Source organism: Salinivibrio sp. ML290, from assembly GCF_001995695.1.
In the GTDB taxonomy this organism is placed as follows: domain Bacteria; phylum Pseudomonadota; class Gammaproteobacteria; order Enterobacterales; family Vibrionaceae; genus Salinivibrio; species Salinivibrio siamensis.
The window spans coordinates 25,548-41,690 of record NZ_MUEY01000018.1 but is presented as its reverse complement, the minus strand read 5'-3'; the positions used below and the strand labels follow the sequence as shown (position 1 = coordinate 41,690).

At 50.6% G+C, this 16,143-nt stretch carries 16 protein-coding genes; all 16 read right to left on the bottom strand.

Annotation, left to right across the window (positions count from 1 at the left end; all coding sequences use genetic code 11):
- Window position 1: 1 nt before the first annotated feature.
- Window positions 2-1,405: a F0F1 ATP synthase subunit beta gene (atpD, locus tag BZG23_RS14275; protein WP_077607319.1), complete on the bottom strand. Its 1,404-nt coding sequence runs from the start codon at window positions 1,403-1,405 to the stop codon at window positions 2-4.
- Window positions 1,406-1,441: 36 nt separating this feature from the next.
- Window positions 1,442-2,308 carry a F0F1 ATP synthase subunit gamma gene (gene atpG / locus BZG23_RS14270; RefSeq protein ID WP_046074862.1) on the bottom strand — a complete coding sequence of 289 codons (867 nt, stop codon included), beginning with the start codon at window positions 2,306-2,308 and terminating at the stop codon, window positions 1,442-1,444.
- Window positions 2,309-2,354: 46 nt separating this feature from the next.
- A complete protein-coding gene (gene atpA / locus BZG23_RS14265; RefSeq protein WP_077579390.1) occupies window positions 2,355-3,896 on the bottom strand; it encodes a F0F1 ATP synthase subunit alpha in 1,542 nt (513 codons plus the stop codon).
- Window positions 3,897-3,912: 16 nt separating this feature from the next.
- Window positions 3,913-4,446, bottom strand: a complete 534-nt coding sequence (atpH, locus tag BZG23_RS14260) for a F0F1 ATP synthase subunit delta (RefSeq protein WP_046074860.1) — start codon at window positions 4,444-4,446, stop codon at window positions 3,913-3,915.
- Between the two features lie 15 nt (window positions 4,447-4,461).
- A complete protein-coding gene (atpF, locus tag BZG23_RS14255; protein WP_046074859.1) occupies window positions 4,462-4,932 on the bottom strand; it encodes a F0F1 ATP synthase subunit B in 471 nt (156 codons plus the stop codon).
- 52 nt (window positions 4,933-4,984) lie between these two features.
- Window positions 4,985-5,236, bottom strand: coding sequence for a F0F1 ATP synthase subunit C (atpE, locus tag BZG23_RS14250; RefSeq protein ID WP_025672872.1), 252 nt, complete (start codon window positions 5,234-5,236; stop codon window positions 4,985-4,987).
- Window positions 5,237-5,306: 70 nt separating this feature from the next.
- The gene (gene atpB / locus BZG23_RS14245; RefSeq protein ID WP_077607318.1) at window positions 5,307-6,095 is read right to left on the bottom strand and encodes a F0F1 ATP synthase subunit A; all 789 of its coding nucleotides are present in this window, start codon (window positions 6,093-6,095) and stop codon (window positions 5,307-5,309) included.
- Window positions 6,096-6,103: 8 nt separating this feature from the next.
- Window positions 6,104-6,493, bottom strand: a complete 390-nt coding sequence (locus BZG23_RS14240; RefSeq protein ID WP_077607317.1) for a F0F1 ATP synthase subunit I — start codon at window positions 6,491-6,493, stop codon at window positions 6,104-6,106.
- Between the two features lie 180 nt (window positions 6,494-6,673).
- Window positions 6,674-7,564: a ParB/RepB/Spo0J family partition protein gene (locus BZG23_RS14235; RefSeq protein ID WP_077607316.1), complete on the bottom strand. Its 891-nt coding sequence runs from the start codon at window positions 7,562-7,564 to the stop codon at window positions 6,674-6,676.
- An 8-nt stretch (window positions 7,565-7,572) separates the two neighbouring features.
- Window positions 7,573-8,370: a ParA family protein gene (locus BZG23_RS14230; RefSeq protein ID WP_046074855.1), complete on the bottom strand. Its 798-nt coding sequence runs from the start codon at window positions 8,368-8,370 to the stop codon at window positions 7,573-7,575.
- 13 nt (window positions 8,371-8,383) lie between these two features.
- The gene (gene rsmG / locus BZG23_RS14225; protein ID WP_077607315.1) at window positions 8,384-9,010 is read right to left on the bottom strand and encodes a 16S rRNA (guanine(527)-N(7))-methyltransferase RsmG; all 627 of its coding nucleotides are present in this window, start codon (window positions 9,008-9,010) and stop codon (window positions 8,384-8,386) included.
- Window positions 9,011-10,900, bottom strand: a complete 1,890-nt coding sequence (gene mnmG / locus BZG23_RS14220) for a tRNA uridine-5-carboxymethylaminomethyl(34) synthesis enzyme MnmG (RefSeq protein ID WP_077607335.1) — start codon at window positions 10,898-10,900, stop codon at window positions 9,011-9,013. It lies immediately after the preceding gene.
- A 393-nt stretch (window positions 10,901-11,293) separates the two neighbouring features.
- The gene (mioC, locus tag BZG23_RS14215; RefSeq protein WP_046074853.1) at window positions 11,294-11,746 is read right to left on the bottom strand and encodes an FMN-binding protein MioC; all 453 of its coding nucleotides are present in this window, start codon (window positions 11,744-11,746) and stop codon (window positions 11,294-11,296) included.
- 66 nt (window positions 11,747-11,812) lie between these two features.
- Window positions 11,813-12,913, bottom strand: a complete 1,101-nt coding sequence (locus BZG23_RS14210; protein WP_077607314.1) for a GGDEF domain-containing protein — start codon at window positions 12,911-12,913, stop codon at window positions 11,813-11,815.
- Between the two features lie 150 nt (window positions 12,914-13,063).
- Window positions 13,064-14,428 carry a tRNA uridine-5-carboxymethylaminomethyl(34) synthesis GTPase MnmE gene (gene mnmE, locus BZG23_RS14205; protein WP_077579392.1) on the bottom strand — a complete coding sequence of 455 codons (1,365 nt, stop codon included), beginning with the start codon at window positions 14,426-14,428 and terminating at the stop codon, window positions 13,064-13,066.
- A 100-nt stretch (window positions 14,429-14,528) separates the two neighbouring features.
- Entirely contained in the window at window positions 14,529-16,142 is a 1,614-nt protein-coding gene (yidC, locus tag BZG23_RS14200; RefSeq protein ID WP_077607313.1) for a membrane protein insertase YidC, read from the bottom strand.
- Between the last annotated feature and the right edge of the window lies 1 nt (window position 16,143).

Sequence of the window (16,143 nt, the reverse complement as noted above, 5' to 3'; positions counted from 1 at the left end):
CTTACAGGTTTTTCGCTTTTTCGAGCACTTCTTCGATGCTACCGCAGTACAGGAATGCCTGCTCTGGGATATCATCGTACTCACCACTGAGCAGGCCTTTGAAGCTTGCAATGGTATCTTTTAGCGAAACATAAACACCTGGCTGGCCGGTGAAGACTTCGGCGACGTGGTAAGGCTGCGTCAAGAAACGCTCAATCTTACGTGCACGTGCAACCGTCAGCTTATCTTCTTCAGACAGCTCATCCATACCTAGGATAGCAATGATGTCTTTCAGCTCTTTATAGCGCTGAAGGACAGACTGCACGCCACGAGCCACGTCATAATGGTCTTGACCAACCACCAATGGGTCCAACATACGTGAGGTTGAATCCAGTGGGTCAATCGCCGGGTACATACCCATCGACGCGATGTTACGCGACAATACAACCGTTGCATCCAAGTGAGCAAAGGTGGTGGCGGGTGACGGGTCAGTCAAGTCATCCGCAGGAACGTAAACCGCCTGTACCGAGGTGATAGAACCGGTACGGGTTGAGGTAATACGCTCTTGCAGAACACCCATCTCTTCAGCCAGTGTTGGCTGGTAACCTACTGCCGATGGCATACGACCCAACAGGGCAGATACTTCGGTACCGGCAAGGGTGTAACGATAGATGTTATCGATGAACAGCAGTACATCACGGCCATCATCACGGAATTTTTCCGCCATGGTTAGGCCAGTCAGTGCGACACGCAGGCGGTTACCTGGTGGCTCGTTCATCTGACCATAGACCATGGCCACTTTTGACTCTTCGGGATTCTCAATGTTTACAACACCGGCTTCCTGCATTTCGTAGTAGAAGTCGTTACCCTCACGAGTACGCTCACCGACACCAGCGAATACAGACAGACCTGAGTGTTGCAGTGCGATGTTGTTGATAAGCTCCATCATGTTAACGGTCTTACCGACACCCGCACCGCCAAACAGACCGATTTTACCGCCTTTGGCAAACGGACAGATAAGGTCGATAACCTTAACGCCGGTTTCCAAAAGCTCGGTCGCGCTCGACTGCTCTTCATAGCTTGGCGCTTCACGGTGGATAGAGTAACGCTCTTTCTCACCGAGATCGCCACGCTCATCAATCGCGTCACCCAAGACGTTGACGATACGCCCCAGCGTGGCTTCACCCACAGGGACTTCGATTGCTTTACCTGTATTTTCTACTTCGATTCCACGACGCAGACCATCAGATGAGCCCATTGCGATGGCACGGATAACGCCACCACCAAGCTGCTGCTGAACTTCCAGCACCAGACGCTCGCCTTCACGTTTCACATTCAACGCATCGTATACCTTAGGTACGGCGTCTTGTGGAAACTCTACGTCGACTACCGCACCGATGATCTGAACGATCTTACCTGTAGCCATCGTTATTCCTCTAAACTAGTTCGTTAACCCTTGCCTTTACACCGCGCTTGCGCCAGAAACAATTTCTGACAACTCTTGGGTGATTGCAGCCTGACGGGCTTTGTTGTAAACCAATTGCAGATCATCAATCAGATTCCCCGCATTATCGGTCGCAGCTTTCATTGCCACCATACGTGCCGCTTGCTCACTGGCGAGGTTCTCTACCACACCTTGATACACTTGCGATTCGGCATAGCGAACCAACAAGGTATCGAGCAACGGCTTCGGCTCAGGTTCATAGATATAATCCCAAGCGTGGCTGCGCTGCATCTCCTCGTCGTCTGACTTTGGCAAAGGCAGCAATTGATCGATCACTGGGGTCTGCACCATGGTGTTTTCAAACTTATTGAAAACCAGGTACAAGCGGTCCAGCTCACCTTCATCATATTTTTTCAGCATCACCCCAACAGTACCGATGAGGTCTTCCAGTACTGGGGTGTCACCCAGGCCAGAAGTTTGTGCCACTACATTGCCGCCGTAGCTGTTAAAGAAAGCGGTGGCTTTCGCCCCAACCAGTGCCATGTCGATTTCGGCACCTTTTTGGCTCCAGCTTTCCATATCGTTGATGACACTTTTGAACAAGTTAATGTTCAGGCCACCACACAGTCCGCGGTCAGTAGAAATGATGATGTAACCAACGCGCTTGGCTTCCCGCTCTTCCAAATAGGGATGGCGGTACTCCAAGTTACCCAGTGCAAGATGACCGATCACTTTGCGCATAGTGACAGCGTATGGACGTGACGACTCCATGGCTTCTTGCGTTTTACGCATTTTGGAGGCTGCCACCATTTCCATCGCTTTAGTGATCTTCTGTGTGTTTTTCACACTTCCGATCTTATTACGAATCTCTTTTGCGCCGGCCATAGTTACTCTCCATTAGTGGGCGACCACCGAAGTGGTCACCTACGTGTTACCAAGTCTGGGTCGCTTTGAAGTCATCCAACAGCTTTTTCAGCTGTGCTTCAACGTCATCGTTGTAAGCACCAGACTCTTCAATTTGAGCAGCCAGGTCAGCGTACTGGCTCTTCGCAAAGGCCAGTAGGGAACGTTCAAAGTCACCGATCTTGTTCAGCTCAACGTCTTCCAAGTAGCCTTTCTCAGCCGCAAAGATCACCAACGCCTGCTCAAACACAGACATAGGAGCATATTGCATCTGCTTCATCAGCTCGGTCACTTTCTGACCGTGATCCAATTGCTTCTTGGTCGCGTCATCCAGATCAGAAGAGAATTGCGCAAAGGCCGCCAATTCACGATATTGTGCAAGGGCTGTACGAATACCGCCTGACAATTTCTTCATGATCTTGGTTTGTGCAGAACCACCCACACGCGACACCGAAATGCCTGGGTCAACCGCTGGGCGAATACCCGCGTTAAACAGCTCGGTTTGTAGGAAGATCTGACCGTCGGTGATCGAGATAACGTTAGTCGGTACGAACGCCGATACGTCACCGGCTTGGGTTTCAATGATAGGCAGCGCCGTCAATGAACCGGTTTTGCCTTTCACTTCACCTTTAGTGAACTCTTCCACATAGTGGGCGTTAACACGTGCCGCACGCTCAAGAAGACGTGAGTGCAAGTAGAAAACATCACCCGGGAAAGCTTCACGGCCCGGTGGACGGCGTAGCAATAGTGAGATCTGACGGTATGCAACAGCCTGTTTAGACAGGTCATCGTAGACAATCAGCGCATCTTCACCGCGGTCACGGAAGTACTCACCCATTGCACAACCCGCGTAAGGCGCGAGGTACTGCAATGCTGCGGCTTCAGACGCTGATGCCACCACCACAATGGTGTTTTTCAGTGCATCATGTTCTTCCAGCTTGCGCACCACGTTAGCAATGGTCGAGGCTTTCTGACCAATCGCCACATAGATGGAGTAGATACCCGAGTTTTTCTGGTTAATGATCGCATCGATCGCCAACGCCGTTTTACCGGTTTGGCGGTCACCGATGATCAGCTCACGCTGGCCTCGGCCGATAGGGATCATCGAGTCAACCGCTTTGTAGCCGGTTTGCACTGGCTGATCAACGGATTGACGTGCGATAACACCTGGGGCGATCACTTCGACTGGCGATGTGGTTTTTGCCTCAATAGGGCCTTTACCATCAATCGGCTCACCCAGAGTGTTTACCACGCGGCCCAATAGTTCAGGACCTGTTGGTACTTCAAGGATGCGGCCTGTGCCGGTCACCTTCATGCCTTCTTGCAGGTCCGAGTAAGGACCCATCACAACCGCACCCACTGAGTCACGCTCAAGGTTCAATGCAAGTGCATAGCGGTTGCCAGGCAGTTCAATCATTTCACCTTGCATCGCATCAGCAAGGCCGTGAATGCGAATGATACCGTCGCTGACTGACACGATGGTACCTTCGTTGCGCGCTTCACTCACAACGTCGAATTTCTCGATGCGTTGTTTGATCAAATCGCTAATTTCCGTGGAATTAAGTTGCATGCTCCAATTCCCCAAATCAAGACTGCAATGCATCGCTCAGGCGGCGCATACGGCCACTTACTGAGTTATCGATGACCAAGTCTCCAGCTCGAATAATAACCCCGGCAACCAGGGTTTCGTCTACACTACAGTTCAGCTTTACTTTGCGCTCAAGACGCGCGGCGAGCTTGTCACTGATGGCTTGTTGTTGCTCTTCGGAAAGAGCCGTCGCTGAAATCACTTGAACTTCAACTTCTTTTTCCAGTTCCAGACGCATCGCGAGGAACTGCTCACAAACCTCAGGAAGAGCTTTTAAGCGCTTGTTTTCGGCCATCACCTTAATCAGGTTTTGACCAAAATCATTGAGCTGATCACCGCCAACTGTGATGAACATCTCTGCCAATGTGTCAGCAGAGAAAGAGGCATCCAACATATGTTGAACACGTTCATCACGGGCAATCTCAGCAGTAAAGGCGAGCATTTCAGCCCATTGAGCTAACTCGCCTTTTTCTACCGCAAAATCAAAGGCTGCTTTCGCGTAGGGGCGAGCGAGTGTTGTCAGTTCAGACATTGCTGCCCCTCCTTGTTACAGTTCTGCAGTGATTTTATCGAGAAGATCTTTATGAGCATTCTCGTCAATAGAGCGCTCAATAATTTTCTCGGCACCAATAACAGCGAGCGATGCAACTTGCTTGCGCAGCTCATCGCGAGCACGGTTACGCTCGGCTTCTAGCTCGGCTTTACCCTGATTGAGGATATTGTCGCGCTCAGCAGCCGCTTCTGCACGTGCCTCATCGAGGATTTGTGCTTTGCGCTTATTGGCCTGCTCGATAATGTCAGTTGCGTTGCGCTTCGCTTCTTTCAATTGATCAGAAGCATTCGCCTGGGCCAAATCCAGGTCTTTGGCGGCGCGATCAGCCGCCGCGAGACCGTCAGCGATTTTTTTCTGACGTTCTTCAATCGCTTGCATCAATGGTGGCCATACATATTTCATGCAGAACCACACAAAGATAGTGAACGCGATTGCCTGGCCTAGCAGAGTTGCGTTGATATTCACAACGGCGCCTCCTTAATCATAAGCTAAAGGGTCTGTTCAGCTATTAGCCAGTTTACAGTTGACCTACGAATGGGTTCGCGAACGTGAACAGCAGTGCGATTACGATACCGATCATTGGAACCGCATCAAGAAGACCCGCGATGATGAACATCTTAACTTGCAGCATAGGAGCCATCTCAGGTTGACGTGCTGCACCTTCAAGGAATTTACCACCCAGCAGGGCGAAACCAATCGCAGTACCAAGGGAAGCAAGACCTACAATGATGCCCACGGCAATTGCAGAAAAGCTCAATAAAGTTTCCATCACTATCTCCAGTTTTCGTTGTCGGCTTTGAGCCAATAATGACTAACAAATTGCTTTCTAAAAAATGTCATCAATGATCTGAGTCTTCGTGTGCCTGCGAGAGATACACGATGGTCAACATCATAAAGACAAAGGCTTGAATCGTAATGACTAGAATGTGGAATATTGCCCACGGCACAGAGCCCAGCCATTGCGCCCACCACGGCAACAACGCCGCGATAAGAATAAATACCACCTCACCGGCAAACATGTTACCGAACAGACGCATCCCGAGTGAAATAGGCTTCGCCAGCAGCGAAACTATCTCCAACAGGAGGTTGAACGGAATCATGATAGGGTGATTGAACGGGTGTAGCGCCAGCTCTTTGGCAAAGCCACCCACACCTTTAATCTTGATGCTGTAGAAAATCATCAAGAAGAACACGCCCAGCGCCATCGCAAGGGTGATATTTACGTCTGCAGTTGGCACCACTTTCAAGTAAGGAATGCCTAACCAGTGTTCCGCCGGATACGGTAGAAAATCGATAGGGATTAAGTCCATCGTATTCATCAAGAATATCCAGACGAAGATAGTCAGGGCCAAAGGTGCGATCAGTGGATTTCGTCCATGGAAGGTTTCGCGGACGTTGTCATCAACGAACTCAACCAAGATCTCAACGAAGCACTGAAACTTACCCGGGACACCTGTCGATGCTTTCTTTGCCACCGATCGGAAAAGGCCTAGGAAGACAATACCGATGAGGACAGAGAAAAACAGGCTATCAATGTGAACCGCCCAAAACCCCTCACCGCTTGACAAGTGTGTCAGGTGGTGAGTGATATAGCCAGACGGTGTAAGCGCATCACCTGACGCAGCCATAACTCATCCTATTTGTTGTTGTTAATGAATAAAACTGGCGCGAGGATATTAACCCCTAATGCCAGCAAATAGGCCAGTTTGAGGGGAAGCAATTCCACCTCGACATACAGGTAAGCAAGGACAAACAAGACGACAGTCAGTGAAATTTTCAACACTTCACCGCTAAAGAAGGACGCGACTACGAATTTCGCAGCTCTTGCCCCACTAAAAAGGAAAGCACACGCCGCAAAGGCAGCATTGGCAACCACAAAGATGCCTCCACCGATTAGCGCGGATTTTCCCCAGTCGACACTGATAGCAAGCGCCATCACGATTGCCGTTGCTAATACGACGCCAGCTTGCAAAAGCACCAATTTTGTCGCGATTTCACGACCCGGCCGCGCGAGCGTCGATACCATGTATTTGTTCCTCGATTCCGTTCCACTTAGCACTGTTGCCGTGCTGGGAAAACAGCAAAAATTATACGTTTCGCCCCAACTAATGCAATCGCATCGATGTAAAAAAGCGGGGAAAATTTTACAACAGAGTAACCTGATCACAGTAAGCGCTTTTATGTAACAAAAAGCGAATGGCATAGGTCACATTTCTTCGTCGAAAATTGCAAGAATTTGCGCTAATTTTTCAGATTCTTCAAAATTAATCACCAATTTCCCACTACCGTTTTTCTGTTGTGTTAACGCGACACTGGCTCCTAGCTTATCGCCAAGTCGTTGCTGGAGCGCTTCGACTTCAGGTGATAATTTAGGCTTTTCCGTTTCAACAGGAGGCGAAAGCATCTTTTTTACTAGTTTTTCTATCTGGCGAACCGTCATCTTTTTATTGACGGCGGTCAGCGCCGCATCGATTTGTGCGTCGCCTTCGAGCGCCAGCAGGGCACGTGCGTGACCCATCTCGAGTTGTTTGTTAAGCAGCAATTGCCGCACACCGGACTCCAATCCATTTAACCTAAGTAGATTACTAATGGTGGCCCGAGATTTACCGAGTGACTCCGCCAACTGTTGGTGAGTCAGTTCAAATTCGTCAACTAAGCGCGCGAGTGCCTGGGCTTCTTCCATCGCATTCAGGTTCTCGCGCTGGATATTCTCAATCAAGGCGACCGCACTGGCGACCTTATCGCTCATCTTGCGCACCAAGCAGGGAACATTGTTAAGCCCTGCTTGCTTAGCGGCACGCCAGCGACGCTCACCGGCAATGATTTCATAGCGCCCGGCTGCCACTTGACGGACAACCAAAGGCTGAATAATACCTTGCGCGCGGATGGACTCGGTTAACTCTTCCAGTGCCTCCTCAGCCATATCTTGACGTGGCTGATACTGACCTGGCTCCAACGCAGTAACGGGCAACTGCTGTAATTCGCTGTTACTCGTATTGGTGGACTCAGGGGAAGCTTGGGTGGATGACTGTGCATGTGCACTGGTCGCCAACAAGGCATCCAGGCCCTTTCCAAGACCGCGTTTCGCTGAATTCATTGTTTTCCTCAGGCATTGACAGCGTCTGGCGAGGAGCGTGCTTGCTCTTCGCGACGCAGGATTTCACCCGCAAGGGCGAGGTAGGCTTTGGCACCGCTCGATAATTTGTCGTAGTACATGGCAGGTCGGCCATGACTTGGCGCTTCCGCAAGCCGCACGTTGCGAGGAATCACGGTACGATACACCTTATCACCGAAGTGTTTTTTGATCTGATCCGATACTTCGGTCGCTAATCGGTTACGCGGATCGTACATGGTGCGCAGCACCCCTTCCACGTGAAGCTCAGCATTGACCACACTGGCAAGCTTGCTGATGGTATCCATCAATGCCGTTAATCCCTCCAGGGCAAAGTACTCACACTGCATGGGAACCAACACAGAGTTGGCAGCGGTCATTGCGTTAATAGTCAGCAAGTTGAGCGAAGGTGGGCAATCAATAAAAATATAATCATAGCGATCCACCACCGGCTCAAGCATGGTGCGCAGGCGAACTTCGCGAGCGAATACTTCCATCAGCTTAATTTCAGCGGCGGTCACGTCGCCATTGGCGGCAATCAGGTGATAGCTGCCTGCCGTGTCTTCCACCACGACTTGCTCAAACGGTGTGTCTTCAATTAAGAGGTCGTAGGCAGTGGCATGCACATCGTATTTATCCACCCCACTGGCCATGGTCGCGTTGCCCTGTGGGTCTAAATCAATCAGTAGCACTTTGCGATTGGTGGCAGCCAGTGACGCTGCAAGATTGACACTGGTGGTGGTTTTCCCCACGCCGCCTTTCTGGTTTGCTACCGCGATAACTTTACCCACGTGCTCTCGACCTCTATTCGTTACTCTTTGCTCTCAAGATTACTAGATGACGCGCCCCTTCCAATCCCGGTACCTTCAAAGCTTTGATATCGGTCACAGAACAAGCAGCAGGCAAGGCATCCAGCTCCTGCTGGTCCACTTGCCCTTTCAGCGCGTAAAATTGTCCCTCAGCATGAGGAAGATGTTGGCACCAGCTCACCATGTCGTTCATGGAAGCAAACGCCCGGCTCAAGACGCCATCAAAGCCATTATCGGGGATAAAGTCCTCGACGCGGCTTTGTACCGGCGTGACATTGTCTATTTCTAGTTCGTGCAACACTTGGCGAATGAAGCGGATCCGTTTCCCTAAACTGTCTAGTAAGGTGAAGTGTTTATCCGGATTCGCAATAGCCAGAGGAATACCTGGTAATCCTGGACCTGTCCCCACATCGATAAAATGATCGCCGTCAAGATGGGGGGAAACAACCAAACTATCAAGAATATGTTTCACCACCATGTCTTCAGGACGACGGACAGATGTCAGGTTGTACGCCTTGTTCCATTTATCCAACAGGCGCACATAGGCAAGGAGCTGAGCCTGTTGTTGTGCAGACAAAAACAGGCCTGCTTTGGCAAGCCCTTGTTGTAGTTGTGATTCCATTTATGCCCCTTTCTTCAACATGCCTTGCTTTTTCAAGTGCACAAGCAAAATGGAGATGGCAGCGGGTGTCACACCAGAAATGCGAGACGCTTTGCCCACGGTTTCCGGGCGTGCATCGGCAAGCTTCCCTTTCACCTCATTGGACAAGCCTTTGATTTGCTCATAATCGAGGTCTGTTGGCAGTGTCGTATGTTCATGACGCTGCGACTTGGCGATTTCATCCTGCTGACGGTCGATGTAACCGGCATATTTCACTTGGATCTCCACTTGCTCACTGGCTTGCGTGTCTTGATGGGCCGGCCCAAAGGTCGGTAACGCCACAATATCTTGATAACGCAGCTCGGGACGACGCAGCAAATCTTCGCCATTGGCTTCACGTGCTAAGGGGGTTTTCAGCATAGCGTTAAGCGCAGTAACATCGTCCGAATGTGGATGGATCCAAGTCCCACGCAGGCGCTGACGCTCTTGCTCCATGTTTTCCATTTTCTGATTAAACCGCGCCCAGCGAGCATCGTCGACCAAACCAAGCTCGCGCCCTTTTTCGGTTAAGCGCATATCAGCATTGTCTTCGCGCAATAGTAATCGATACTCGGCACGAGAGGTAAACATGCGGTAAGGCTCTTGGGTGCCCATGGTGGAGAGATCGTCGATCAACACGCCCATATAGGCTTGATCGCGACGTGGGCTCCAGCCTTCTTTGCCTTGAGCTTGTAATGCCGCGTTACACCCAGCGAGCAAACCTTGCGCCCCGGCTTCTTCATAACCGGTGGTACCGTTAATTTGTCCCGCAAAAAATAACCCGTCGATAAATTTGGTTTCTAGCGTTTGTTTGAGATCGCGAGGATCAAAGAAATCATACTCGATCGCATAGCCAGGGCGGATCACTTTGGCGTTTTCAAACCCTTTGATCGACTGGATAATGCCCATTTGCACATCAAACGGCAAGCTGGTGGAGATGCCATTCGGATACAACTCATTGCTGGTCAATCCTTCTGGTTCCACAAAGATTTGATGTTTGTCTTTGTCGGCAAACCGCATCACCTTGTCTTCAATCGACGGACAATAACGCGGCCCAATACCTTCAATCACGCCAGAATACATCGGACTACGAGAAAGGTTTTCGCGGATGACGTCGTGCGTTCTTTCATTGGTGTAGGTGATATAGCACGGGATTTGTTGCGGATGCTGCTGGACATTTCCCATGAATGAAAATACCGGGCAAGGAGTATCACCATGTTGGGTTTGCATCACTGAAAAATCGACCGAGCGTGCGTCAATGCGCGGAGGTGTGCCGGTTTTCAGTCGATCAACGCGAAACGGTAATGCACGTAAGCGATCCGCGAGTTTGTTTGACGGCGGATCACCGGCACGTCCACCGGCGTAATTATCCATACCGATATGGATTTTCCCACCCAAAAAGGTTCCGACCGTTAGCACAACCGTGGTCGCGCTGAACTTCAGCCCCATTTCTGTTTCTACGCCTGTAACACGATCCTGCTTAACGATCAGGTCGACCACCGCTTGTTGAAACAAAGAAAGGTTTGGCGTGTTCTCCAAGGTATGACGGATCGCCGCTTTGTAAAGTGCGCGATCAGCTTGAGCTCGTGTCGCGCGTACCGCCGGTCCTTTAGATGCATTCAGCGTTCTAAATTGGATCCCGCCTTTGTCGGTGGCTTGCGCCATGGCACCACCCAGGGCATCAATTTCTTTTACCAGGTGTCCTTTCCCGATCCCACCAATCGCGGGGTTACACGACATCTGTCCCAAGGTGTCGATATTATGGGTCAACAACAGTGTTCTTTGATTCATCCGGGCAGCAGCCAGTGCCGCTTCGGTACCAGCATGGCCACCACCCACAACGATGACGTCAAAGTGATCCTGGTAAAACATGATTAAAGCCTCAACCTGGTTAAGTGTTTGCGCATGAACTAAGCAAAAGGGGCGACATTCTAGCGCTTTTTCTGCCAACAGGGAACCAAACCTTGATCCGGATCGTTAGAGCGCATTGGCTTTATATATATAAGATCTTTATATAGATCCTTTGTTAGATCTACTATTAGGGAAAGGGATCTTAGTGGATAACTAAAAAAAGATCATAGAGATCAAGGATCTTGAAACGATCACTTTCTGTGGGTGGCCTTGGATCCGATCCTGTATCACCTGGGATCAAAATGGGTGGTTATCCACATAGGGGGCAGGGGGTGAAAAGTATTAAATGGATAACTAAAGGAAGATCACTGGGTTATTCCTTAGTTATCCACAGTTAGGTTGGTTGTTTTTTGTTCACTTGAGCGCGTGAAGTTGTGGTTCCCAGTCTGTTAACCAGCGTTCGGCTTCATCTTCTGGGACCGGATGCGCTTGAATATCGATATCAATGCGCTCACCGACTTTGATTGCGCCCAAGTCTTGTAATAACGCATCTGCTTTCATGCCTGCTTCGCAAAACGTGTCGTAGCTCGAGTCCCCAATCCCGACCACGCCATAGTGAACGTCGCGTAGCATCGGGCGCTCGGTGATCAGTTGTTCCATTAAGGGAGCGATGCTGTCTGGAAAGTCCCCTGCGCCATGGGTTGACGTGACGATCAATAGGGTAGAGGCACCGAGCACATCATCAATGAGCCCCTCGTTGACCACTTGAGGGTGATGGCCTTTTGCTTGCAAGAGATCTGCGAGATGATCGCCGACATACTCAGCGCCACCTAGGGTACTGCCGGTAATAATAGTGATAGTTGCCATGCTTTCCTCATCGTTAAGGTATTCATCCCTAGTATTTCGACCTTACCTCAAGGAGTCAATCTCCGCTTAAACCGCTTGGCTAGCCGTCATCTGGCTAAGTTGACAGACACATTGGTTGCCGCCCGCTTGTTTCGCCTCCGTCATGGCTTGGCAGGCTTGGTCAATTAACTCGATCGCTTGACCGTTTCCGGAAAAGTGCTGAACGATGCCTATCGAGGCGGTGAATGCATGGGCGCCGCCATGAAAGGTAAAGGGGATCTCTGCGATGGCGTGATAACATTTAACCGCCCATTTTGGGGCATCGGCGCAATCATTTTCTTTGAGCATGACTAAAAACTGATCGGCGTGAGTGCGGCTAAGTAGGGCATCGCGTGGTAGATGACGATGAAGTAGGCCGGCCAGGAACTGTAAGCTTTGATCACCAATAGAGTGGCCATGTTGCGTATTAAAATGCTGAAAATGATCAATATTAATGCAAAGGATTGCGATCGGCTTGTCGGTCGATGATTGGCACTCCGTGCTCAGTCGGCGATAAAACTGGGTTGCATTCCATGTTTGCGCTAGGGGCTCGCGCTGAATGTACTGCCGTGCCTGCCGGTTGAGGGTGTAGAGATCATGGAGATAAAAGTCCATTAAAATCACTGATAAGGCAATAAATATCAGGACAACGCTAAGGTAAATGGTTTTGCTGTTTAGGGTGGAAAGGTTCACCAAGGGGTCGGGTGTGGGTAATACCTGGATGGAAAACATTAAGCCGATGGCTGTCAGTGATAGCCCGTAACGCGCCAGACGCTCATTGGGGTCAAACAGCAATAAGACGATAGTGGGCGAGACCAGTAACAAGAGTTCGTTCTGGCTTTGTGCCGCAAACACCCAGTAAGACATGATGAACTGCTGGGCAAAAAACATGAAAAAAAGGTAGTACCGAGCGATATACCAGCGTCCTGACCACATCAACAGCCAGGTTGCCGCGTACAAAAAGGCGTAACTGACGTTGTGCCAAGCCGCGATCGGGGTTTGGAAAGCAAGCCAGTACATGGTGGAGAAAATGATCGTGCCAACCACGCAGATCACCGTGAGTAGATTGGTCATGCGGATCTGATGCCGCATCAGTTGATTATGTTCACTCAGGCCTATTGATAAGATCGGGTTAAAACTTGCCAGCATAGTACCTCCATCCACACCTCGTTAAAGCGTAGCTGATCATGGTGAAAACTACGTGGATAACTTACGATCGAATAACGAGGATAAAGGGGATCAGGCGAGGTATCACAAGGGATCCTTAGTAGAAGGATCCCGTAATCAGGTTGGGGATAATTACTTCCCGATGCAGAATGAAGAGAAAATTTTCCCCAGCAAATCATCGGCACTGAACTCACCGGTGATGGTATTGAGGTGTTGCTGAGTGAGGCGTAATTCTTCTGCTAAAATCTCGCCGGCCATATAACCTTCTAGCTGCGCCTGACCGATGTCCAAGTGATGTGCGGCATTAGCAAGCGCGTCGAGGTGACGGCGACGCGCCATAAATCCGCCTTCACTGCCGCCGGCGTAGCCCATACAGGCTTTGAGGTGCTGACGTAATGCGTCCATGCCTTCGCCCGTTTTGGCACTTAAGCGGATGAGTGCGGGATCATGGTTACTATCGTGTCCCATTGGCTCGCCGGTCATATCGACTTTGTTGCGGATCACTGTCATGCCCATCGCTTTAGGTAAACGTGAAACAAAGTCTGGCCAAATTTCCGCAGGATGAGTGGCGTCGGTAGTGGTGCCATCGACCATAAATAAAACGCGATCGGCTTGTTCAATTTCATCCCATGCCCGCTCGACACCAATACGTTCGACCTCATCAGCGGTATCGCGTAGCCCTGCCGTATCAATAATGTGCAAAGGCATACCGTCAATATGAATGTGCTCACGCAAGACATCCCGAGTCGTACCGGCGATATCCGTGACAATCGCGCTATCTTTCCCTGATAAGGCGTTTAATAAGCTTGATTTTCCGGCGTTGGGGCGGCCTGCGATCACCACTTTCATTCCCTCACGCATAATCGCCCCTTGGTTGGCTTCTTTGCGCAATGTGGCGAGGTGCTCGATAATCTGCGAGAGATCGCTGGCGACTTTGCCATCAGAGAGAAAGTCGATTTCTTCATCGGGAAAGTCAATTGCGGCTTCAACGTAAATACGCAGGTGAATCACTTTTTCCACCAGCGCATTCACCTGACTAGAGAAGGCCCCTTGCAGCGATTGCAAGGCCGAGCGGGCGGCCTGCTCGGAGCTGGCATCAATCAAGTCGGCAATGGCTTCAGCTTGGGCTAAATCCAGTTTGTCGTTTAAAAACGCGCGTTCGGAGAACTCTCCGGGTCGTGCGGCACGCACCCCAGAAAACGCACTGATACGCTGAATAAGCATGTCCATGATCACTGGGCCACCATGGCCTTGCAGTTCAAGTACATCCTCGCCTGTGAACGAATGAGGGCCTTTAAAGAATAAAGCAATGCCCTGATCGATAGGTTGACCCTCTTGGTCGAGAAAGGGCAAATAATCTGCACGACGAGGCGCCAGATCACGTCCCGTCATTTTTGTACCAATCTCATGGGCGAGCGGGCCAGACACGCGGACAATCCCTACGCCGCCGCGGCCAGTTGCAGTGGCTTGTGCCACGATAGTGTCGGTTTGAGCCATAGTGCACACTCTTTATTTGAATTACAGGCCTTTAGGCCATAAACGACAAAAAAAGGCGACCGCCGGGTCGCCTTTTTATTATTACGTGACGCGGCCTGAGTTACGAGCGTGAATGCAGGCCTTTTTTCTCCAACGACTTGTAAATCAGTGTCTGTTGGATAAGCGTGACCACGTTCGATACCAGCCAGTATAGAACCAGACCGGATGGGAAGAACAAGAAGAAGAACGTAAAGACCACAGGCATAAAGGTCATGATCTTCTGCTGCATCGGATCGGTGACCGTGGTGGGGCTCATCTTCTGAATCAAGAACATGGATGCACCCATCAACAGCGGCAGCACATAGTATGGGTCTTGTGCCGACAAGTCTTGAATCCAGCCAAAGAATGGCGCATGGCGCAATTCTACCGACTCCATCAGTGCCCAGTACAAGGCAATAAAGATCGGCATTTGCAGAACCAATGGCAGGCAGCCGCCAAGCGGATTGACCTTCTCACGCTTATAGAGCTCCATCATCTCTTGGCTCATGCGCTGACGATCGTCACCGATACGCTCTTTCATTTCTTGCAGTTTAGGCTGCAGCATGCGCATTTTCGCCATCGAGGTGTACTGCGCTTTAGTGAGCGGGTACATGGCGCCACGCACGATGAAGGTTAGCATGATGATGGCCAGACCCCAGTTCCCCACAAAGGTTTGAATGGTGGAGAGCAACCAGTGCAGCGGTTTAGCGATAAACCATAGCCAGCCGTAGTCGACCACCAAATCCAGGCTTGGTGCCACCGCGGCCATTTGCTCTTGCAGTTTCGGACCAACCCACAAGGTTGCTGTCAGCGTCTTGCTGGTGCCAGCGGCAATAGTATCGCGGGTCTTGGTTTGGATATAACCGTATTGAGCCGTGGTACGGGTGCTCAGCACATTATTGTCCGCCCGTGGGATCCACGCGGTAGCAAAGTAGTGCTGGATCATCGCGGCCCAACCTTGGTCAAACGTCACGTTCAGGTTTTTGCTTTGCATATCATCAAAGCTGTACTTTTCGTAACGCTTGTCGTCGGTGGAGTAGGCGCCACCGCGATAAGTCGGCATGGTCAAACTGCCGCCATCGTCCAGCAAGTTTTGCTTAAGCTGGGTGTACATAGTGACACTGGCGTTGTTGTCGGTTTGGTTGTTGATAGTGTGTTCAACATCCACCGCATAGCTACCACGCTCAAACACGAAGGTTTTGGTGTAGGTAATGCCATCTTTCTCAACCGTCATTGGCACCCGTAGGGTGTCTTGATCGTCCGAGAGCGAGAAGTTGTTTTGCGTCACCTGGTATTGTGCGCGTCCCTCTGCCGTATCGATGCCGTTGGCACCAATTAAGCCGCTTTGTGCCACAAAGGTATGATCAGGTTTGCTGTGCAACAGCGTGAAGGCGTTGTCAGAACCCAGCTCCGCATCATATTGCGGGAGCTCGGCGTGGACAACATCACCGCCTTGCGTATCAATTTTCAGTGTTAAAACGTCAGTGTTGATGGTGACAAGCTTGTCAGAGACAGGCTGTGCATCAAGAGACGTGGTATCACCGTCATTGCTGCTTGGCACGTCACTGTGAGTGGTTTGCTGCTGCTCAACGCCCTGTCCCTGCGGTTGCGGGGAGTCTGGTTTGTTCCATTCCATGTACAGCATGAAAGAAACGAACAATAGGGCAATCAACAGGATATTGCGTTGGGAATCCATT